The 20,490-nt window shown below is 66.5% G+C and carries 18 protein-coding genes; 17 read left to right on the top strand and 1 reads right to left on the bottom strand.

The window, feature by feature from the left end; all coding sequences use genetic code 11:
* Positions 1-47 precede the first annotated feature (47 nt).
* Positions 48-488, bottom strand: a complete 441-nt coding sequence (locus V9L21_RS26385; RefSeq protein ID WP_443305000.1) for a hypothetical protein — start codon at positions 486-488, stop codon at positions 48-50.
* A gap of 13 nt (positions 489-501) precedes the next feature.
* On the opposite strand from V9L21_RS26385, the gene dksA reads away from it, so the two are divergent.
* From dksA to V9L21_RS16020, 17 genes are all read left to right on the top strand, one after another.
* Entirely contained in the window at positions 502-1,125 is a 624-nt protein-coding gene (gene dksA / locus V9L21_RS16100) for an RNA polymerase-binding protein DksA (RefSeq protein ID WP_012746056.1), read from the top strand.
* 44 nt (positions 1,126-1,169) lie between these two features.
* Positions 1,170-2,873 carry an STAS domain-containing protein gene (locus V9L21_RS16095; RefSeq protein ID WP_337313481.1) on the top strand — a complete coding sequence of 568 codons (1,704 nt, stop codon included), beginning with the start codon at positions 1,170-1,172 and terminating at the stop codon, positions 2,871-2,873.
* 64 nt (positions 2,874-2,937) lie between these two features.
* Complete coding sequence (hslV, locus tag V9L21_RS16090) at positions 2,938-3,483, top strand: ATP-dependent protease subunit HslV (RefSeq protein WP_026283873.1); 546 nt, start codon at positions 2,938-2,940, stop codon at positions 3,481-3,483.
* 2 nt (positions 3,484-3,485) lie between these two features.
* Positions 3,486-4,817: an ATP-dependent protease ATPase subunit HslU gene (gene hslU, locus V9L21_RS16085; protein WP_337313479.1), complete on the top strand. Its 1,332-nt coding sequence runs from the start codon at positions 3,486-3,488 to the stop codon at positions 4,815-4,817.
* 269 nt (positions 4,818-5,086) lie between these two features.
* The gene (mraZ, locus tag V9L21_RS16080; protein ID WP_126747920.1) at positions 5,087-5,515 is read left to right on the top strand and encodes a division/cell wall cluster transcriptional repressor MraZ; all 429 of its coding nucleotides are present in this window, start codon (positions 5,087-5,089) and stop codon (positions 5,513-5,515) included.
* Between the two features lie 8 nt (positions 5,516-5,523).
* Complete coding sequence (rsmH, locus tag V9L21_RS16075) at positions 5,524-6,447, top strand: 16S rRNA (cytosine(1402)-N(4))-methyltransferase RsmH (RefSeq protein ID WP_337313477.1); 924 nt, start codon at positions 5,524-5,526, stop codon at positions 6,445-6,447.
* 1 nt (position 6,448) lies between these two features.
* Positions 6,449-6,799, top strand: coding sequence for a cell division protein FtsL (ftsL, locus tag V9L21_RS16070; RefSeq protein ID WP_337313475.1), 351 nt, complete (start codon positions 6,449-6,451; stop codon positions 6,797-6,799).
* The gene (locus V9L21_RS16065) at positions 6,796-8,544 is read left to right on the top strand and encodes a peptidoglycan D,D-transpeptidase FtsI family protein (protein WP_258504039.1); all 1,749 of its coding nucleotides are present in this window, start codon (positions 6,796-6,798) and stop codon (positions 8,542-8,544) included. The genes ftsL and V9L21_RS16065 overlap by 4 nt, the downstream gene beginning before the upstream one ends.
* A 2-nt stretch (positions 8,545-8,546) precedes the next feature.
* On the top strand, positions 8,547-10,109 hold the full coding sequence (locus tag V9L21_RS16060) for a UDP-N-acetylmuramoyl-L-alanyl-D-glutamate--2,6-diaminopimelate ligase (RefSeq protein WP_337313473.1): 1,563 nt from the start codon (positions 8,547-8,549) through the stop codon (positions 10,107-10,109).
* An 8-nt stretch (positions 10,110-10,117) separates the two neighbouring features.
* Complete coding sequence (locus tag V9L21_RS16055) at positions 10,118-11,542, top strand: UDP-N-acetylmuramoyl-tripeptide--D-alanyl-D-alanine ligase (protein ID WP_443305011.1); 1,425 nt, start codon at positions 10,118-10,120, stop codon at positions 11,540-11,542.
* A 15-nt stretch (positions 11,543-11,557) separates the two neighbouring features.
* Positions 11,558-12,736, top strand: coding sequence for a phospho-N-acetylmuramoyl-pentapeptide-transferase (mraY, locus tag V9L21_RS16050; RefSeq protein ID WP_258504042.1), 1,179 nt, complete (start codon positions 11,558-11,560; stop codon positions 12,734-12,736).
* A gap of 7 nt (positions 12,737-12,743) precedes the next feature.
* Entirely contained in the window at positions 12,744-14,933 is a 2,190-nt protein-coding gene (murD, locus tag V9L21_RS16045; protein ID WP_337313469.1) for a UDP-N-acetylmuramoyl-L-alanine--D-glutamate ligase, read from the top strand.
* Positions 14,930-16,228 carry a putative lipid II flippase FtsW gene (gene ftsW, locus V9L21_RS16040; RefSeq protein WP_258504044.1) on the top strand — a complete coding sequence of 433 codons (1,299 nt, stop codon included), beginning with the start codon at positions 14,930-14,932 and terminating at the stop codon, positions 16,226-16,228. Before murD ends, ftsW begins: the two co-directional genes overlap by 4 nt.
* Positions 16,225-17,289 carry an undecaprenyldiphospho-muramoylpentapeptide beta-N-acetylglucosaminyltransferase gene (murG, locus tag V9L21_RS16035; RefSeq protein WP_337313466.1) on the top strand — a complete coding sequence of 355 codons (1,065 nt, stop codon included), beginning with the start codon at positions 16,225-16,227 and terminating at the stop codon, positions 17,287-17,289. Before ftsW ends, murG begins: the two co-directional genes overlap by 4 nt.
* Positions 17,286-18,728, top strand: coding sequence for a UDP-N-acetylmuramate--L-alanine ligase (murC, locus tag V9L21_RS16030; RefSeq protein ID WP_337313464.1), 1,443 nt, complete (start codon positions 17,286-17,288; stop codon positions 18,726-18,728). Before murG ends, murC begins: the two co-directional genes overlap by 4 nt.
* Positions 18,725-19,696: a D-alanine--D-alanine ligase gene (locus V9L21_RS16025; RefSeq protein WP_337313462.1), complete on the top strand. Its 972-nt coding sequence runs from the start codon at positions 18,725-18,727 to the stop codon at positions 19,694-19,696. The genes murC and V9L21_RS16025 overlap by 4 nt, the downstream gene beginning before the upstream one ends.
* 2 nt (positions 19,697-19,698) lie before the next feature.
* On the top strand, positions 19,699-20,487 hold the full coding sequence (locus V9L21_RS16020) for a cell division protein FtsQ/DivIB (RefSeq protein ID WP_337313460.1): 789 nt from the start codon (positions 19,699-19,701) through the stop codon (positions 20,485-20,487).
* Positions 20,488-20,490: the final 3 nt, after the last annotated feature.

The following is a 20,490-nucleotide window of genomic DNA, read 5'->3' as shown; positions in this document are numbered from 1 at the left end:
CCGGGGTTCGTCGCTGCGAGCACTCCGACAATGTGGAGCCCGGGGCCTTAACCCCGCAGTGGTTCCCTTGGGAGGAGACACCCAGTGAAAGCGCGTTCCAGTTCGTTCAAGGAGCCAGTCACCGTGAAGAAACCCGCCGCCAAGGCAATGCCAGCAACCAAGTCCGCCGCCACCAAAGCGGTGGCTGCAAAGCCGGCTGTACCCGCGGCAAAAAAGATTTCTTCCGCTGCAAAGGCTCCGGCCACGAAAGAAAAAAGCGCTCCAAAGAAGCCAGCAACGCCAACGGCCAAGGCCGCGACCGTTGCAAAGAAGCCCGCCAAGCCTGCAAAGTCTGCTGCGCCGCCGGAGGCATCCGCCCCGGCCAGGAGTGCAACCAAAACTGCAGATGCGGGTCTACCGCCATCCAAAACTGTCGGCCGCACTGCTGCCGTTACTTCTGCTCCTCCGATACCAATGAAAAAAACGGCTGCCGCCTCTTCTTCCGCCACGGCGACACCTTCGATGCCCGCTCAGACCGCCGCACCCGCCCCCGCGCGAGGTGGCCGCGTGTCCCGGCTGTCGCAGCTGACCGTGCCTTCCATGCCGCAATCGGTGGCTTCCACCGCTGCCAAGTCTTCTTTCTCGCAGGCGCCCTCCAATGCGCTGGTGCCGCCGCCTCCCGTGGCGGTCAAGAAGGACCCGAAGCTCGCCAACAACTGGAAAGCCAAGTCGGCTGCCGAGTTGACCGACGCCGAGGTCATCGCCATGCCCGACTCCGAGTACATGAACGAAAAGCAGATGGCGTTCTTCCGCCTGAAGCTGGTCGAGCTCAAGCGCGGCATTCTCGAAAACGCCGGTGAAACCACCGAGCACCTGCGCGAAGACACCGTGGTGGTGCCCGATCCGGCCGACCGTGCCACCATCGAGGAAGAGCACGCACTCGAGCTGCGCACGCGCGACCGCGAGCGCAAGCTGCTCAAGAAGATCGAGCAGTCGATCCAGCGCATCGATGCGGGCGACTACGGCTACTGCGACGAAACCGGCGAACCCATCGGCGTCGGCCGCCTGCTGGCTCGCCCCACGGCCACGCTGTCGCTCGAAGCGCAGCAGCGCCGCGAACTCAAGCAGAAGATGTTCGGGGACTGAACGGAAAGATTGCAAGAGCCCAGTTCGCCTCGAGATTCCTGTAGATGGCTAAGGAAGAAACGAGCCGCCTCCTTTCCAAGGTGGCGAAGTTCGTCCGCAATCCGCTGAAGGATTGGTCGGAGCTGAATGCGGCCGCCGATTCCACGCTGCCCGACCAGGCCTACAGCCGGGAAATGCTCAAGGAAATGATCGAGCGGCGCCAGCGCAACGACTTTGTGCGCCGGCGCGAGTTCGACATGCTCCGCAAGCTGCGGCAGCGCGAAGCGGCCGCCCATGCCTTTGAAGGAACGGTGACGCCGTCGTCCTTCAACCTGAACACCACCACGGAAAAGTCCGAGGGCCGCGCACTCACGCTCAAGAAGATCGACGAGATCGAGGAGCAGATGTCGCAGCAGTGGTGGAAGGGCCGCGGCCCCAATGGCGAGGTGCTGGCCAATGCGCCGCCCGAGGCCGGCGCCGAGACGTTGCCCCCGCCGATGGACGAGGCCGAAGTGGCCAGCCTGCTCGCGGCACCTTCTTTCAGGGCCGCGCCTGCCGCGCCGGCCGCTGCCCCCGCCGCCGAGACTCCTGCTTCGGCCCACGCGGCCGTTCCCTTTTCTGCCAGCATCCCGGCCAGCGCGGCAGTCGACGACACCTCGCTGCTCACCGCACGACTCGCGCGGGACAGCGCGCTCGAAGAGGCCGTGATCCGCTTCGCGCATGGCGACGACACCGGCGCCGAAGCCATTCTTCTGCAGGCCCTGGCCTCCGAGAGTGCCGGCGCCGAGGGCGACCACGCCGCCGCCGAGCGCGACGAGACGCGCTGGCGCGCCTTGTTCGACCTGTACCGCGCCACCGGCGATGCCACCCGGTTTGCCGCCGCCCGAATGCGCTACGCACAGCGCATGAAGCGCATGGGCCCGGACTGGGTGCCGCTCGACGAACTGGCGCGCGACGTGCAGGCGGTAGCCGCCAGCGAGCACGCCGAACTGGCTTCGGCGGCTGCCGACTGGACCAGCCCCGCTCGCCTGTCGCGCGATGGGCTGGTCAATCTCACACGTGCGTTGTCGCAGGCGGGCCCCATCTGGACGCTCGACTGGCGCGCGCTGACCGCTGTCGAGGCCGATGCCGTCTCGCCGCTGCGCGTGCTGTTCACCCACTGGGCGAATTCGCCGGTCAAGTTGCGCTTCATCGGCTCGGCCAAACTGCTTGCCGTACTGGCAGAGGCCACGCCCAACAACGAGCGCCGCACCGAAGACGTGTGGTGGCAGTTGCACCTGGCAACGCTGCGCATGATGAACCTGCCGGACGACTTCGAACTGGTGGCGCTCAATTACTGCATCACCTACGAGGTGTCGCCTCCCGCCTGGCAAGACCCGAACGGCGAATGCACCACGATCGAGGCGCCGGAGGCGGGCCGTTCGGGCTCCGGCTCCGTGTGGTCGCTGTTGTCCGTCAACGGCGAATCGGACAGCTTTCCTTCGACCGACAGCGGCTTTGCCGCCTTGGCCGGCGACCTGCGCGGCGAGGCGCATTCGAGCCTGCAGCGGCTGGATGTCGACCTGCGCAACACCACCGCGCCGGTTATCTCATGTGCGGCGCTGCTGCGCATGGACCTTGCCGCCGCCGGCACGCTGCTGAGTTGGGTGCGCGCGCGCGACGCCCAGGGTGAGCGGGTCCAGTTCGTGGACGCCCACCGCCTGATTGGGGCGCTGTTCGACCTGGTGGGCATTGCCGACCACGCCACGGTGGCCGTCCGCAAGAACTAGCCCCGGCGCGGCGAGTTGGCGCGCACGGGGTTGCATTGCCCCAGAGAGTCCCCAGATGGCTTCGATGGAACAGTTTCACGGCACCACCATCGTGAGCGTGCGCCGCAAGACCCCCCAGGGCGACCAAGTCGCCATTGGCGGGGACGGGCAGGTCACTCTCGGCAATATCGTCATCAAGGGCACGGCGCGCAAGGTGCGACGGCTCTATCACGGCAAGGTGCTGGCTGGCTTTGCCGGCGCCACGGCCGACGCCTTCACGCTCTTCGAGCGCTTCGAGGCCAAGCTCGAAAAGCACCAGGGCCACCTGACCCGCGCCGCGGTCGAGCTCACCAAAGACTGGCGCACCGACCGCGTGCTGCGCAAGCTCGAAGCCATGCTGGCCGTGGCCGACGCCACCACCTCGCTCATCATCACCGGCAACGGCGACGTGCTGGAGCCCGAAGACGGCGTGATTGCCATCGGCTCGGGCGGTGCTTATGCGCAGTCGGCCGCCAAGGCGCTGATCGACAACACCGACCTGACAGCTGAGCAAATTGTGCGCAAATCGCTCGCGATAGCCGGCGAAATCTGCATTTACACGAACATGAACCACACGGTGGAAGCGCTCTGACCATGTCCATGACCCCGCAGGAAATCGTCTCCGAGCTCGACAACCACATCGTCGGACAACCAGCCGCCAAGCGCGCCGTGGCCATTGCGCTGCGCAACCGCTGGCGCCGCCAGCAGGTCGAAGAAAAGCTTCGCACCGAGATCACGCCGAAGAACATTCTCATGATCGGCCCCACGGGCGTGGGCAAGACCGAAATTGCACGCCGGCTCGCGCGGCTGGCCGACGCGCCGTTCATCAAGGTGGAAGCGACCAAGTTCACCGAGGTGGGCTATGTGGGCAAGGACGTCGATTCGATCATTCGCGACCTGGCCGAGATTGCCGTCAAGCAGACGCGCGAAGCCGAGAGCGTCAAGGTGCGCGCCCGCGCGGAAGACGCTGCCGAAGACCGCATTCTCGACGTGCTGCTGCCGCCCGCGCGCGGCAGCGACGGCGCCACGCCGGCGCTGGACGGCCCCAACCCCACTCGGCAGGCCTTCCGCAAGAAGCTGCGCGAGCACCAGCTCGACGACAAGGAGATCGAGCTCGACCTTGCCGAAACCCGCGCTCCGCTCGAGATCATGGGCCCGGCGGGCATGGAGGAAATGACCGAGCAGTTGCGCGGCATGTTCGGCCAGCTGGGCGGCGGCGGCAAGCGCAAGACGCGCAAGCTCAAGATCGCCGAGGCCATGCGCCTGCTGATCGACGAAGAGGCGGCCAAGCTGGTGAACGAAGACGAAATTCGCACCCAGGCCATCACCAATGCCGAGCAGAACGGCATCGTCTTCATCGACGAGATCGACAAGGTCGCCACGCGCAGCGAAGCCCAGGGCTCCGACGTGTCGCGCCAGGGCGTGCAGCGCGACCTGCTGCCGCTGGTCGAGGGCACGGCCGTCACCACCAAGTACGGCGTGGTGCGCACCGACCACATGCTCTTCATTGCGAGCGGCGCGTTCCACTTGAGCAAGCCGAGCGACCTGATTCCCGAGCTGCAGGGGCGCTTTCCGATCCGCGTCGAGCTGCAGTCGCTCTCGGTGGCGGACTTCGAAAGCATCCTCACGCAAACGCGCGCTTCACTCGTGAAGCAGTACCAGGCGCTGCTTGCCACCGAAGGCGTCACGCTCGAGTTCACGCCGGAGGGTGTCAACCGCCTGGCGGCTATTGCATTCGAAGTGAACGAGCGCACCGAGAACATCGGCGCACGCCGTTTGTCGACCGTGATGGAACGCCTGCTCGATGAGGTAAGCTTCGATGCCACCCGCATCGGTGGACAGACCATTCGCATCGATGCCGCTTACGTCGACGAGCGCCTTGCGGCACTAAGTCACGACGAAGACCTTTCGCGCTTCATCCTCTGAAGCCCGCTTTGTAGCCCCTGTTACGGGGTTGCGCTTCACGCATTACATTCATTGCGTGAGCTAAGTACTTCTTTTTCAACGAAATTCGCCGATTTCCAGGTTTGGAAATCGGCGCTAAGTCGTTGATTCCATTACAAAAAATACCACCAACGACCAGTTGCGCGTGAAGTGTTTCCTGCTACAGTGCAAAAAAGTGCAGTTAAGTGGGAAAAAGTGCGGATGGTGCCCCTTTCGGGTGCCACGGCCTTCCCAACACAAAGGTCCTGGTCGTGTTTCAAGGCGCTTCATCGCTCAGTCTCGATGCCAAGGGGCGGCTCTCCGTGCCGACCCGGCATCGTGACGTCCTGAGCGCGACGGCGAACGGCCAGCTCACCATCACCAAGCACCCGCACGGGTGCCTCATGGTGTTCCCCCGTCCCGAGTGGGAGAAATTCCGCGAGCGCATCGCCGCACTGCCGATGTCGGCACAGTGGTGGAAGCGCGTTTTCCTCGGCAACGCCATGGACGTCGAGATGGACGGCACCGGCCGCATCCTCGTTTCGCCCGAACTGCGTGCGGCCACCGGCATCACGCGCGAGACGCTGTTGTTGGGCATGGGCAACCATTTCGAGCTCTGGGACAAGGCCACCTACGAGGCCAAGGAGGCCGAGGCCACCCAGGGCGAGATGCCCGATGTGTTTCAGGACTTCGCGTTCTGAGGGCTTGTGTGAATACTCCATGGATTCATACAACCGTGATGCTGAACGAAGCGGTGGAAGCCCTTCTTTCCGGCAGCACCGCGGCGACCGGCACCTACGTGGACGCGACGTTCGGGCGCGGAGGGCATTCGCGCGCCATTCTCGCGAGGCTGGCTCCGGAAGGCAGGCTGATCGCATTCGACAAGGATGCGGAAGCGGTGGCCGAAGCAGCGCGCATCTCGGATGCGCGTTTTTCCATCCGGCACCAGGGATTCCGTTCGCTGGGTGAATTGCCCGATGCCAGCGTGGCGGGTGTGCTGATGGACCTGGGCGTGAGTTCGCCGCAAATCGACAACCCGGTGCGCGGTTTCAGTTTTCGTTTCGACGGCCCGCTCGACATGCGCATGGACACCACGCGCGGCGAGAGCGTGGCCGAATGGCTGGCAACGGCCGAACTTCAGCAGATTGCAGAGGTGATCCGTGACTATGGCGAAGAACGGTTTGCTGTTCAGATTGCAAAGGCGATTGTTGCTCGCAGACAAGAACGGGGCGCAATTTCAACCACCACCGAACTGGCCGAGCTCGTGGCTGGCACGGTCAAAACCCGCGAGCAGGGCCAGAACCCTGCAACGCGCACATTTCAGGCTTTTCGGATTTTCATCAACGCCGAGCTTGAAGAGCTGCAACAGGCGCTAGAGGCTAGCCTTTCGGTGCTGCAGCCCGGCGGTCGGCTCGCGGTGATCAGCTTCCACTCGCTGGAAGACCGCATCGTGAAGCAGTTCATCGCCAAGCACTCCAAGGAGGTGTACGACCGTCGTGCGCCTTTTGCAGCGCCCAAGGTGATGAAGCTCAATGCGCTCGAGCGCATCAAGCCCTCGGCCGAAGAGGTGAGCGGCAACCCGCGCTCGCGCAGCGCCATCTTGCGCGTGGCAGAGCGCACCGGGGCTGTTTGACATGACACGCCTCAACCTGCTCCTGCTGCTGGCCGTCGTTGCAACGGCGCTGTACCTCGTGCACACGCAGTACCTGTCACGACAGCTGTACACCGAGCTCGACCGTTCGCAGCAGGAAGCGCGCCGCCTCGAGCTCGACCACGACCGCCTGCAAGTGGAAAAGCGCGCGCAGGCTACGCCGCTGCGCGTTGAAAAGCTCGCCAAGGAGCAGCTCCAGATGCGCACCACCACGCCGGCCATCACGCAATACGTGCGGCCCGACGGCACGGTGATTCCGGCCGTGGTGGCCCCGCCGCCCGCGCCGCCGGCCGGCCCCGCGCCAAAGCCCACCGCAGCGAGGCCCCAGCGATGAGTCGCCGCAGCGTTCGCTACACCACCAGCCCCTTGCTCGCGAGCAAGACGCCGGTTTGGCGCAGCAAGTTCATCGTGGCCGGCATTGCGCTCGGCTTCGTCGTGCTGGCGGGCCGGGCTGCGTACGTGCAGGTCTTCAACAACAGCTTCTTCCAGCGGCAGGGCGAAGTGCGCTTTGCGCGCACGCTGGAGCTGCCGGCCAATCGCGGGCGCATTCTCGACCGCAACGGACTCATCCTGGCTTCCAGCGTGGTGGCGCCCAGCATCTGGGCCATTCCGGAAGACATCGAGCGCGACGACCCCGAGGTGCGCGCCAAGCTCAAGCAGGTGGCCAAGCTGCTCGAGATGCCGCAGAAGGAGTTCGACAAGAAGCTGGAGGACGAAGACAAGACTTTCGTCTGGATCAAGCGGCAGGTCGACGAGCCCATTGCCAAGCAGATTGCCGCGCTCAACCTCAAGGGCATCTATCAGCGCAAGGAATACAAGCGCCAGTACCCCGAAGGCGAGGCCGCCGCGCACGTGGTGGGCTTCACCAACGTCGAAGACAACGGACAGGAAGGCATCGAGCTTTCCTTCAACAAGGAGCTGGCCGGCAAGGCCGGCTCGCGCCGCGTCATCAAGGACCGCCTGGGCCGCGTGGTCGAGGGCGTGGGCGAGCAGGTGCCGCCGGTCGACGGCAAGGACATCCAGCTCAGCGTCGACAGCAAGGTGCAGTTCTTCGCCTATCAAAAGCTGCGCGACGCAGTAACCGCGCGCCGCGCCAAGGCCGGCAGCGTGGTGGTGCTCGACGCCGTGACCGGCGAGGTGCTGGCGCTGGCCAACTACCCGAGCTACGTGCCCGACAAGCGCCAGAACCTCACCGGCGAGCAACTGCGCAACCGCGCGCTCACCGACACCTTCGAGCCCGGCTCGACCATGAAGCCGATCACCGTGGCCATGGCGCTGGAGGCCGGCCGCGTGAAGCCGTCCACGCTCATCGAAACCTCGCCAGGCCGCTACCAGATGGGCGGCTTCACCATCAGCGACACGCACAACTACGGCACGCTCACGGTCGAAGGCGTGATCCAGAAGTCGAGCAACGTCGGCGCGCTGAAGATCGCGCAGAAGATGTCTCCGCACGAAATGTGGGACACCTACACCGCCCTTGGCTACGGCCAGAAGCCGCAGATCCAGTTTCCCGGCGCGGTGACCGGCCGGCTGCGCCCCTGGAAGACCTGGAAGCCGGTCGAGCAGGCCACCATGGCCTACGGCTACGGCCTGTCGGCGTCGCTGTTTCAAATGGCGCATTCGTACACAGCCTTCGCGCACGACGGCGCGATCATTCCGGTCACCATTCTGAAGAGCAACGAGCCGCCCGTCGGCGTGCGGGTGTTTTCGCCCTCTAACGCGCTGGCGGTGCGCAAGATGCTGCAGATGGCCGCAGGGCCGGGCGGCACCGGCACGCGCGCACAGACCATCGGCTACTCGGTCGGCGGCAAGTCGGGCACGGCGCACAAGCAGGTTGGCAAAGGTTACGCAAGCAACAAATATCGCGCGTGGTTCACCGGCATGGCGCCCATAGAAAAGCCGCGCATCATCGTCGGCGTAATGATCGACGAGCCGAGCGACGGCCAGTACTTCGGCGGCGTGGCCGCCGCGCCTGTTTTCAGCGAAGTCGTGCAGCAGACCCTGCGCATGATGAACGTTGCGCCCGATCTCGCGGTCAAACCCCTGGTGGTGACGCAAGGCGTCGACGAGAGCTTCTGAGCATGCTGACACTCACTTCCCCCCAGCTCGCCGCGCTCTGGCTCCAGGAGCGCGTGCAGGGTGCGCTGCATGCGGACAGCCGGCCGGTGGGCGCGGGCGACGGCTTCATCGCCTGGCCCGGCGCTGCGACGGATGGCCGCAAGCACGTGGCCGCCGCACTGGCGCAAGGTGCTGCGGCCTGCCTGGTCGAGCACGAGGGCGTGGACTCTTTCGGCTTCGACCAAGGCGAGTTCAGCGACCGCATTGCAAGCTATCCGGGCCTCAAGGCCGCGACGGGCCCGATCGCTTCCGCTTTCTATGGCAACCCTTCGGCCGCGCTCGAACTGCTGGCCGTCACGGGCACCAACGGCAAGACGTCCATCGCATGGTGGCTGGCCGAAGCACTGTCCACCTTGACCGTGCCCGGCGGCGTTCGCACCTTGAGGCTCGACGGCAGCGCCGAGCGCAGCGTGCCGTCGCCCTGCGCGGTCATGGGCACGCTGGGCATCGGCGTGCCGCCGGCGCTCACGTATACCGGCCTCACCACACCCGATCCGGTGATGATGCAGCGCGAACTGCGCGCGCTGGTGGAGCGCGGTTTCGGCGCCTGCGCCATCGAGGCATCGTCGATCGGCATTGCGGAGCGGCGGCTCGATGGTGCGCGCATTGCAGTGGCCGTGTTCACCAACTTCACGCAGGACCACCTCGACTACCACGGCAGCATGGAGGCCTACTGGCAAGCCAAGGCCGAGCTGTTCCGCTGGCCCGCATTGCGCGCCGCGGTGATCAACATCGACGACGTGCACGGCGCAAGCCTCTGCGCCAACCTGATCGAAGCCGGCGTCGGCGCGCTCGACGTCTGGACTGTTTCTGCCGCCGGTTCTCCAGCGCGATTGATGGCACGCGACGTGGGGTACGACGCGCAGGGGCTTCAGTTCTCGGTGGCCGAGCACGGCACCGATGCCGTCGAGCGCATCTCGACCGGACTGATCGGCCAGTACAACGTGGCCAACCTGCTGGGCGTGCTGGGCACGCTGCGCGCGCTGGGGCTTTCGCTCGCAGAGGCGGTGGCGGCGTGCGCCAACCTCGGCAGCGTGCCGGGGCGCATGGAGCGCGTGAGTGCCGGTGCGGACGCGCCACTGGCCGTGGTCGACTACGCCCACACGCCCGACGCGCTCGACAAGGCGCTGGCCGGCCTGCGCCCACTCGCGCAGCAGCGCGGCGGCGCACTCTGGTGCCTGTTCGGCTGCGGCGGCGACCGCGACCCGATCAAGCGACCGATGATGGCGGCGGTCGCCGAGCGCCAGGCCGACCGCGTGATCGTGACCAGCGACAACCCGCGCAGCGAAAACCCCGACGCGATCATCAGCCAAGTGTTGCTCGGCCTTTCACGCCCCGAAGCGGCCCAGGTGCAGCCCGATCGCGCGGCCGCCATTGCCGACGCCATTGCACAGGCCGCGCCGCAAGACGTGGTGCTCATCGCCGGCAAGGGCCACGAAGCCTGGCAGGAGATTGCCGGCCAGCGCATTCCGTTCTCCGACCGTATCCACGCGCAAGACGCGCTCGCCCAGCGAGGTGCCGCATGAGCGAGCCGATGATGCTCACGCTGGCCCAGGCGCAGCAGTGGATTCCGGGCTCGCGCCTGGTGGGCGACCCTGGAACCGCGATTGCCCGCGTTCACACCGACACCCGCACGCTGTCGCAGGGCGACCTGTTCGTGGCGCTCAAGGGCGAGCGCTTCGACGCCAATGAATTCCTGGCCGATGCCAAGGCGCACGGTGCCGTGGCCGCCATTGCGCACCACGGCTTGGAGGCTGCCGGCCTGGCCGGTCTCGAGGTGCCCGATTCCCTCGCGGCACTCGGTGCGCTGGGCGCACGCTGGCGCGCGCAGTTCGATCTGCCGCTCATCGCCGTGACCGGCAGCAACGGCAAGACCACCGTCACGCAAATGATCGCGGCCATCCTGGTCGCCTTCAGGGCTGACCGCGCCTTGGCAACGGCCGGCAACTTCAATAACGAGATCGGCGTGCCGCTGACGCTGCTTCGCCTGCGGGCCAAGCACCAGCACGCGGTGGTCGAGCTGGGCATGAACCACCCCGGCGAAATTGCACGCTTGGCCGCTATCGCGCGCCCGACCATTGCGCTGGTGAACAACGCCCAGCGCGAACACCTCGAGTTCATGGCCACCGTCGACGCGGTGGCGCGCGAGAACGGCGCGGTGTTTTCCTTCTTGCCGGAGGGCGGCACCGCCGTGTTCCCGCATGCCGACGAGTTCACGGCGCTGTGGAACGACATGGCACGTGACGGCGCATCGCCCCGGTGCATGACCTTCGGCGAGCAGGCGGACGCCGATATTTCGCTGGTCCGCGCCGACTGGGGGCATGGCGCCTGGCAGGTCGGCATTCGCACGCCGCTGGGCGACTTCGATGCGAGCCTGCACATTGCGGGCCGGCACAACGTCGTCAATGCGCTTGCGGCCACCGCCTGCGCGCTTGCAGCCGGCGTCTCGCTCGAAACCATTGCCGCGGGTCTCACCAGATTCGAACCGGTGAAGGGCCGTTCCAAGGCGAGCGAGGTCGTGCTGCCTGGCGGGCATTCGCTCACGCTCGTGGACGACACCTACAACGCGAACCCCGATTCCGTGCGTGCCGCCATCGACGTGCTCGCAGCGCTGCCCGGTCCGCGCCTGCTGGTGCTGGGCGACATGGGCGAGGTGGGCGACCACGCACTCGAATTTCATACCGAGGTGGGCGACTGGGCGCGGCAGCGCGGCATCGAGACGGTGTACGCGCTGGGTGCCGAAACGGCGCACAGCGTTGCCGCATTCGGCGGTGGCAGCAGCGGCAGCGATGGGCGGCACTTCGCGGAGATCGATGCACTCAATGCTGCCGTGCTTGCGCGGCTGCCGCAGGTCGGGAGCGTGCTGGTCAAGGGCTCGCGCTTCATGAAGATGGAGCGGGTGGTGCAGGCCATCGAGCAATCACGACAACAACAAAAGGAGGCCGGTCATGACGCATGAGCCGCGCAAGACAACATGCTGATGAGCCTGGCCCAGTGGCTGCAAACACTCTCGCCCGAATTCGGGTTTTTGCGCGTTTTTCAGTACCTCACCTTCCGTGCGCTGATGGCCGCGCTCACCGCATTGGTGGTCGGCCTCGTCGCCGGGCCGTATGTGATCCGCCGACTGGCCGCGCTCAAGATCGGCCAGCCGGTGCGCGGCTACGGCATGGAAACGCACCTGACCAAGAGTGGCACGCCCACCATGGGCGGCGTGCTGGTGCTGTTTGCCATTGCATTCGCCACGCTGCTCTGGTTCGACCTGTCGAACCGCTTCGTCTGGATCGTGCTGTGGGTGACGATGGGCTTCGGTGCCATCGGCTGGGTCGACGACTGGCGCAAGGTGGTGCGCAAGGACCCGGAAGGCATGCGCTCGCGCGAAAAGTATTTCTGGCAGTCGGTGGTCGGCCTGATCGCCGGCTTCTACCTGCTCTTCAGCATTTCGGAAAGCTCCAACTGGCGCGTGCTGCAGCTGTTCTTTGCCTGGGTGCAGTCGGGCTTCGACCTCGACTTTCCGCCGAAGATCAACCTGCTGGTGCCCTTCTTCAAGGAAGTGAGCTACCCACTCGGCGGCATCGGCTTTGTGGTGCTCACTTACCTGGTGATCGTGGGCGCAAGCAATGCCGTCAACCTGACCGATGGCCTGGACGGCCTGGCGATCATGCCGGTGGTGATGGTGGGCTCGGCGCTGGGCGTGTTTGCCTACGTGACCGGCAGCGCGGTCTATTCCAAGTACCTGCTGTTCCCCAACATCCCGGGATCGGGCGAGCTGCTGGTGTTCTGCTCGGCCATGGCCGGCGCGGGGCTGGCGTTTCTCTGGTTCAACACCCATCCGGCGCAGGTCTTCATGGGCGACGTGGGCGCGCTGGCACTTGGCGGCGCCTTGGGCACCATCGCGGTCATCGTGCGCCAGGAGATCGTGTTCTTCATCATGGGCGGCATCTTCGTGGTCGAGGCGATCTCGGTGATGGCGCAGGTCATGTACTTCAAGTACACCAAGAAGCGCTACGGCGAGGGCCGGCGCGTGCTCAAGATGGCGCCGCTGCACCACCACTTCGAGAAGAGCGGCTGGCGCGAGACGCAGGTCGTGGTGCGCTTCTGGATCATCACGATGCTGCTGTGCCTCGTGGGTCTTTCAACGCTGAAGCTGCGGTAACGGGCACATGCGACACCTGAAAGACCTCCCCGTATTGATCCTCGGCCTTGGTGCGTCCGGGCTGGCGATGGCGCGCTGGTGCGCACGTCACGGCGCATTGGTGACCGTGGCCGATACGCGCGAGGCGCCCGCGCTGCTTGCAACGCTGCGGGCGGAGTTGCCCGAGGTGACGTTCGTCGGCGGGCCGTTCTCGGCCGCACTGATCGAAGGCACGCCGGTCCGGGCCGTCTACCGTTCGCCGGGTCTGTCGCCCGCGACCATCGCGCCGGTCGTCGATGCGGCGCGCGCCGTGGGGCTGCCGGTCGGCGGCGAACTCGATCTCTTTGCGCGTGCGCTGCAAGATCTGCGAACGGTCGAAGTGCCGGTCGTGGAAGCGGAGCCCGAGGCCGAAGCACCGGCCGAAGCCGAGCCCGCTACGGAAGTGCCCGTGGAAGTTGCGGAGCCTGAAGCGCAGGCCGAATTGGCGCTGGACGTGGAACTAACGGTCGCTGCGCCTGTCGAGCCTGAAGCGGCCGAAGTGCCTGAATCGGCCGAACAGGTCGAAGCTGCTGTACCTGCGGAAACGCCTGAAGCTGCAGAGCCTACTTCGGCAACCGAAGCCACCGAAGCAACGAACGCAACCGAAGCTCCGGCAACACCCGAGGCAGCGGAAGCGCCGGCCGAGGCGGCCACCGAAGGCGAGCCCGCGGAAACCCCCGCCATGGCGGAAGCCATGCCGCGCGATCCTTCGCTGAGCGTTCCTGTTTCACCGCCTTCGGAGGAGGCACCGAACGCGGAGACGCAAGAAGCGCCCGCCCCATCGCCGGCACCCGCCGCTGTTTCAAGGCTCCCGAGCACCGGCAAGCCCTACGTGCCTACCGCGGCCCGGGAGGCGGCCGAGTTCGTTGCCAAGATTGCCGAGATCTCCGCCTCCAATCCGGCGTCCGCTGCTGTCGAGGAAGAGCCGACGGCCCAGCTCCCATTGGTGCCGATCGAAGAGCCGACGGCACCCAAGGGCTACACCCCCGCCGTGCTTGCCATCACCGGCACCAACGGCAAGACCACCGTCACCGCGCTCACGGGCCAGCTCGTCGAACGTGCGGGAAAGACCGTGGCGGTGGCCGGCAACATCGGCCCGACGCTGCTCGACACACTGACCTCGCATATCGACGCCGAGACGCTGCCCGACGTGTGGGTGCTCGAACTCTCCAGCTTTCAGCTTGACGGCGTGCAGGGCTTCGAGCCCACGGCTGCGACGGTGCTCAACCTCACGCAGGATCATCTCGACTGGCATGGCGACATGCCCGCGTATGCGTCCGCGAAGGCACGCATCTTCGGCGCGCAAGGCCTCATGGTGCTCAACCGCGACGACCCGGGCGTAATGGCGATGCTGCCTGCGCCCGTCAGGGTGAAGCTGCAGCGCCCGCAGATCCGTACGCACGTTACCTTCGGCAGCGCGATGCCGCTGCGTCCGGGCGACTACGGCATCGAGCGCGTCAACGGCATGACCTGGCTGGTGCGTGCGTTGGAAGCCGACGAGACGCAAAAGCGCAAGCGCGGCGCGGTCGTGGAAGAAGAAATCTTCCTTCAGCGCCTGATGCCCGCGGACGCGCTGCGCATTCGCGGGCGCCACAACGCCATGAACGCATTGGCTGCACTTGCGCTCGCCAGCGCCGCCGACTGTCCGCTCGGCCCCATGCTCTATGGCCTGCGCGAATACCGCGGCGAGCCGCACCGGGTCGAACCGATCGCGCTGGTGGACGATGTCGAGTACTTCGACGACAGCAAGGGCACCAACGTCGGTGCCACGGCCGCCGCCCTGAGCGGCCTGGGCGAAGACCGCCGCGTGGTCGTCATCCTCGGCGGCGAAGGCAAGGGGCAAGACTTCGAGCCGCTGGCCGAGCCGGTGCGCCAGTTTGCGCGCGCCGTGGTGCTCATCGGCCGCGACGCGCCGCTGATCGAGCAGGCCCTGGCTTCCACCGGCGTCTCGCTGATGCATGCGGGCTCGATGGAAGAGGCCGTGAACCTGGCCGCCGCGCGCGCCAACCCCGGCGATGCCGTGCTGTTGTCACCGGCCTGTGCGAGCTTCGACATGTTCAAGGACTACGAACATCGCGCGGCGGTGTTCCGCGAAGCCGTGCAGACGCTCGCAGACAACCCGCGCGAAGCTGCCTCGTCGTCGAACGATTCCGACTTTTCCTCGGGAGACCCGGTTTGAACACCACAGCCGCCGGCGCCACGCCCAACGCCAAGCCCACCCGTTTCGGTGGCTGGTTCGGTCGCGCGCGCAGCGGCATCGACGCCTTGCCCATGCACCTGCCGGTGCGGCTGGGCGGCGCCGGCGTTACGCAGACCAAGGCCACGCCGATGCGTGTGCTGGGCTTCGACCAGGCGCTGGTCTGGGTCACCGTTGCGCTGCTCACCTGGGGCTTGGTGATGGTGTATTCAGCCTCCATCGCACTGCCGGACAACCCGCGCTTTGCGCGCGCGGGCTACGGCCCGGTGTTCTTCCTCACGCGGCATGCGGCGTCGGTGGCGGTGGCGTTCATTGCGGCGCTGCTGGCCTTCCAGATTCCCATGAAGACGTGGGAGCGCTCCGCGCCCTGGCTCTTCGTGGCCTCGCTGCTGTTGCTGGTGGCGGTGCTCATTCCGCACATCGGCATCAACGTGAACGGCGCGCGGCGCTGGCTGCCGCTGGGCTTCATGCGCTTTCAGCCGTCCGAGCTCGCCAAGCTCGCGATGGTGTTCTATGCCGCCAGCTACATGGTGCGCAAGATGGAAATCAAGGAGCGCTTCTTCCGCGCGGTGCTGCCGATGGGCATTGCGGTGGTGGTGGTCGGCATGCTGGTGATGGCCGAGCCCGACATGGGCGCCTTCATGGTGATTGCCGTGATCGCCATGGGCATCCTGTTCCTGGGCGGCGTGAACGCGCGCATGTTCTTCGTCATTGCCGCGCTGGTGGTGGTGGCCTTCGGCACCATCGTGGCCAGCAGCCCGTGGCGGCGCGAGCGCATCTTTGCCTACCTCGACCCGTGGAGCGAGGAGCATGCGCTGGGCAAGGGCTACCAGCTCTCGCACTCGCTCATTGCCATCGGCCGCGGCGAGATCTTCGGCGTGGGGCTGGGCGGCAGCGTCGAAAAGCTGCACTGGCTGCCCGAGGCGCACACCGACTTCCTGCTGGCCGTGATCGGCGAGGAGTTCGGCCTGGTCGGCGTGCTGCTGATCATCGGCCTGTTCCTCTGGCTGACCCGCCGCATCATGCACATCGGCCGCCAGGCGATTGCTCTGGATCGAGTGTTCTCGGGGCTCGTGGCGCAGGGCGTGGGCGTGTGGATCGGCTTCCAGGCCTTCATCAACATGGGCGTGAACCTGGGCGCGCTGCCCACCAAGGGGCTGACCTTGCCGCTGATGAGCTTCGGCGGCTCGGCCATCCTGATGAACCTGGTGGCCCTGGCGGTGGTGCTGCGAATCGATTATGAGAATCGTGTGCTGATGCGTGGAGGCCGCATATGACAAGCCGCACAGCACTCGTCATGGCCGGCGGCACGGGCGGCCACATCTTTCCGGGACTCGCGGTGGCCGAGGCCCTGCGCGAGCGCGGCTGGCGCGTGCACTGGCTGGGCGCGCCCGGCAGCATGGAAGAAAAGCTGGTGCCGCCGCGCGGCTTCGCTTTCGAGCCGGTCCAGTTCGGCGGCGTGCGCGGCAAGGGGCCGTTCACGCTGTTCCTGCTTCCGCTGCGGCTCCTTCGGGCTTTCTGGCAGAGCCTTGGCGTGGTGCGCCGCGTCAAGCCCGACGTCGTGGTGGGCCTGGGCGGCTACATCACCTTTCCAGGCGGAATGATGAGCGTGCTGCTCAACAAGCCGCTGGTGCTGCACGAGCAGAATTCGGTCGCCGGCCTTGCCAACAAGGTGCTCGCGGGCGTGGCCGATCGGGTGTTCACGGCTTTTCCCAATGTGCTGAAGAAGGCGCAGTGGGTGGGCAATCCGCTGCGCGCGGCGTTCACGTCGCAACCCGCGCCGGCCGTGCGCTTTGCGGGCCGCAGCGGGCCGCTGCGCCTCTTGGTGGTCGGCGGCAGCCTGGGCGCCAAGGCGCTCAATGCCGTGGTGCCGCAGGCGCTCGCGCGCATCGAGCCGGGCACGCGCCCCACGGTGCTGCACCAGAGCGGCGCCAAGCAGATCGACGAGCTGCGCGCCAACTACGCCGCGGCCGGCGTCGAGGGCGAGCTCACGCCGTTCATCGAAGACACCGCGCAGGCCTATGCCGACGCCGACATCATCGTCGCGCGTGCAGGGGCCAGCACCGTCACAGAAATCGCGGCCGTCGGCGCAGCAGCGCTGTTCGTGCCTTTTCCTTCGGCGGTCGACGACCACCAGACCACCAACGCGCGCTTCCTCGTCGATGCGGGCGGCGGCTGGCTGGTGCAGCAGACCGACCTCACACCTGAATTGCTGGCTGATTTGCTACAGAAAACCGAGCGCACCGCGCTGATCGAAAAGGCCGCCAAGGCCAAAACCATGCAGAAGACCGATGCAGTGGAAGCGGTCGTCCGCGCCTGCGAGGAGCTTGCCAAATGAAGCACGCGATTCGTCATATTCACTTCGTGGGCGTCGGCGGCTCGGGCATGAGCGGCATTGCCGAAGTGCTGCTGAACCTGGGTTACCGCATCACGGGGTCCGACCTGGCGGACAGCGCCACGCTGCGCCGGCTGGCGAGCCTGGGCATCGGTACCTTCGTCGGGCATGCAGCCGCGCACATCGAGGGCGCCGACGCGGTGGTGACCTCCACGGCGGTGCAGTCCGACAACCCCGAAGTGCTGGCCGCGCGCGAGAAGCGCATCCCGGTCGTGCCGCGCGCCATGATGCTGGCCGAGCTGATGCGCCTGAAGCAGGGCATCGCGATTGCCGGCACGCACGGCAAGACCACTACCACCAGCCTGGTGGCGAGCGTGCTCGAAGCCGCCGGGCTCGATCCGACCTTCGTGATCGGCGGCCGCCTGAACAGCGCCGGCGCCAACGCGCAGCTCGGCAGCGGTGACTACATCGTGGTGGAGGCCGACGAGTCGGACGCGTCGTTCCTGAACCTGCTGCCGGTGATGGCAGTGGTCACGAACATCGATGCCGACCACATGGAAACCTACGGGCACGACTTCGCGAAGCTCAAGAAGGCGTTCGTCGACTTCCTGCACCGCATGCCGTTCTACGGCGTGGCCATCTTGTGCACCGACGATCCGGCGGTGCGCGACATCGTGGGCGAGGTCACCTGCCCGGTCACCAGCTACGGGTTCGACGAAGGCGCCCAGGTGCGCGCGGTCGACGTGCGCGCCGTGGGCGGGCAAATGCATTTCACGGCGCAGCGGCGCAACGGCGTCACGCTGCCCGACCTGCCCATCGTGCTCAACCTGCCTGGCGAGCACAACGTGCGCAACGCGCTCTCGGTGATCGCGGTGGCGGTGGAGCTCGGTATTCCCGACGAAGCGGTGCAGCGCGGGCTTGCAGGCTTCAAGGGTGTGGGCCGCCGCTTCCAGAGCTACGGCGACGTGGCCGTGCAGGGGCAGGCCGGCGTGGACGCGCCGGGCACATTCACCGTGATCGACGACTACGGCCATCACCCGGTCGAAATGGCTGCGACCATTGCCGCTGCCCGCGGCGCATTCCCGGGCCGCCGGCTGGTGCTGGCATTTCAGCCGCACCGCTACACCCGCACGCGTGACTGCTTCGAAGACTTCGTCAAGGTCATCGGCAATGCCGACGCGGTGCTGCTGGGCGAGGTGTATGCCGCCGGCGAGCCGCCCATCGTGGCTGCCGACGGCCGCTCGCTGGCGCGTGCCCTGCGCGTGGCAGGCAAGGTGGAGCCGGTGTTCGTGGACGACATCAACGCCATGCCGCAAGCCATTGTGGACAACGCGCGCGCCGGCGATGTGGTGCTTTGCATGGGCGCGGGCTCCATCGGCGCGGTGCCCGGCAAGGTTGTCGAGCTTGCCACCGCATCGCGCGGCGCGGAGGTTACCCAATGACTCTTCAAGATCCAAAGCAATTCGGCAAGGTTGCCGTGCTGTTCGGCGGAAGCTCCGCCGAGCGCGAAATCTCGCTCATGTCGGGCGGCGGCGTGCTCGAGGCGCTGCGCTCGCGCGGCGTCGATGCGCATGCCTTCGATCCGTCGGAACGCGATCTGGTCGAGCTTCGGCGCGACGGCTTTGCGCGCTGCTTCATCGCGCTGCACGGGCGGCATGGCGAAGACGGCACGGTGCAGGGCGCGCTCGAGCTGCTCGGCATTCCCTACACCGGCTCGGGCGTGATGGCTTCCAGCGTGGCCATGGACAAGGTCATGACCAAGCGCATCTGGCAGGCCGACGGCCTGCCCACGCCGAAATACGTGCGCCTGGCGTTCGACCAGCAAAGCCGCGAGCAGATTCGGGCCGTGCCCGACGTGCTGGGCCTGCCCCTGATCGTGAAGCCGCCGCGCGAGGGCTCGTCCATTGGCGTGACGAAGGTCGAGGGCTATTCGCAGATGCAGGAGGCGGTGGCGCTTTCGGCCAAGTACGACGCCGATGTGCTGTGCGAGGAATTCATCGAAGGCGAGGAAGTGACCTGCGCCGTGCTCGGCCAGGGGCTTGATGCGCGCGCGCTGCCCGTGGTGCGCATTGCCGCACCCGAAGGTGCCTACGACTACCAGAACAAGTACTTCACCGACGATGTGAAGTACCACTGCCCGAGCGGCCTGCCCGAAGCCGAGGAGCGCGAGATCCAGCGCATCACGCTGGCCGCGTACCACACGCTCGGCTGCCGCGGCTGGGGCCGCGCCGACGTGATGATTCGCGCCAGCGACCGCAAGCCCTTCCTGCTCGAGATGAACACCTCGCCCGGCATGACCAGCCATTCGCTGGTGCCCATGTCGGCGCGCGCATCGGGCATTGCCTACGAAGACCTGTGCCTGCGCGTGCTGGCCTCGGCTTCGCTGGATGCCGCGGGAGGAGCGCAATAGCCATGGCCGACAGCATCCAGGCGCCATTCGACGTCAAGCTCATGAACATCGTCTCGAACCTCGCGTTCGCGGTGGTGGCGCTCATGCTGCTGGCGGCGGGCGCATGGTGGGTGCTGCGGCAGCCTTTCTTTCCCATCGGCGGAATCAAGGTCGACGGCGACGTGACGCACAACAACGCCGTGACGCTGCGCGCGAATGTGGCGCCCCAGCTTTCGGGCAACTTCTTCACGGTCGATCTCGCCCGCGCGAGAACGGCTTTCGAGTCGGTGCCCTGGGTGCGCAAGGCGGTGGTGCGGCGCGAGTTTCCGAACAAGCTGCGCGTCACGCTGACCGAGCAGGTGCCGGTGGCCAACTGGGGCGACGAGGCGGGTTCGAAGCTGATCAACGGCTTCGGCGATGTGTTCGAAGCCAACGTGGCCGAGGTCGACGACCGCCTGCCGCGGCTCGACGGTCCCATCGAACAGGCCGGCCAGGTGCTGGGCATGTACCGCGTGATTGCGCCGATCTTCCAGCCCTACGACTTCAGCGTCGACGAGCTCACGCTTTCGAGCCGGGGCAGCTGGAAGGTGGTGCTGAACAGCGGCGCCGAAATCGAGCTCGGCCGCGGCCAGCCCGAAGAAGTGGCCGCGCGTGCGCAACGTTTCCTGAAAACCGTGACGCAAGTCGCGGGCCAATACCACCGCACCGCGGCGGACGTCGAAGGGGCCGATCTGCGCCACAACGATGCCTATGCGTTGCGCCTTCGTGGCGTCACCACGGTCGTTACCGACCCGAAGACCAAGAAGAAGTAAATA

This window comes from Variovorax sp. CCNWLW235 (genome assembly GCF_037204085.1).
Lineage (GTDB): Bacteria > Pseudomonadota > Gammaproteobacteria > Burkholderiales > Burkholderiaceae_C > Variovorax.
The sequence above is the reverse complement of the archived record's forward strand: the minus strand, read 5'-3'. Positions and strand labels throughout refer to the sequence as shown.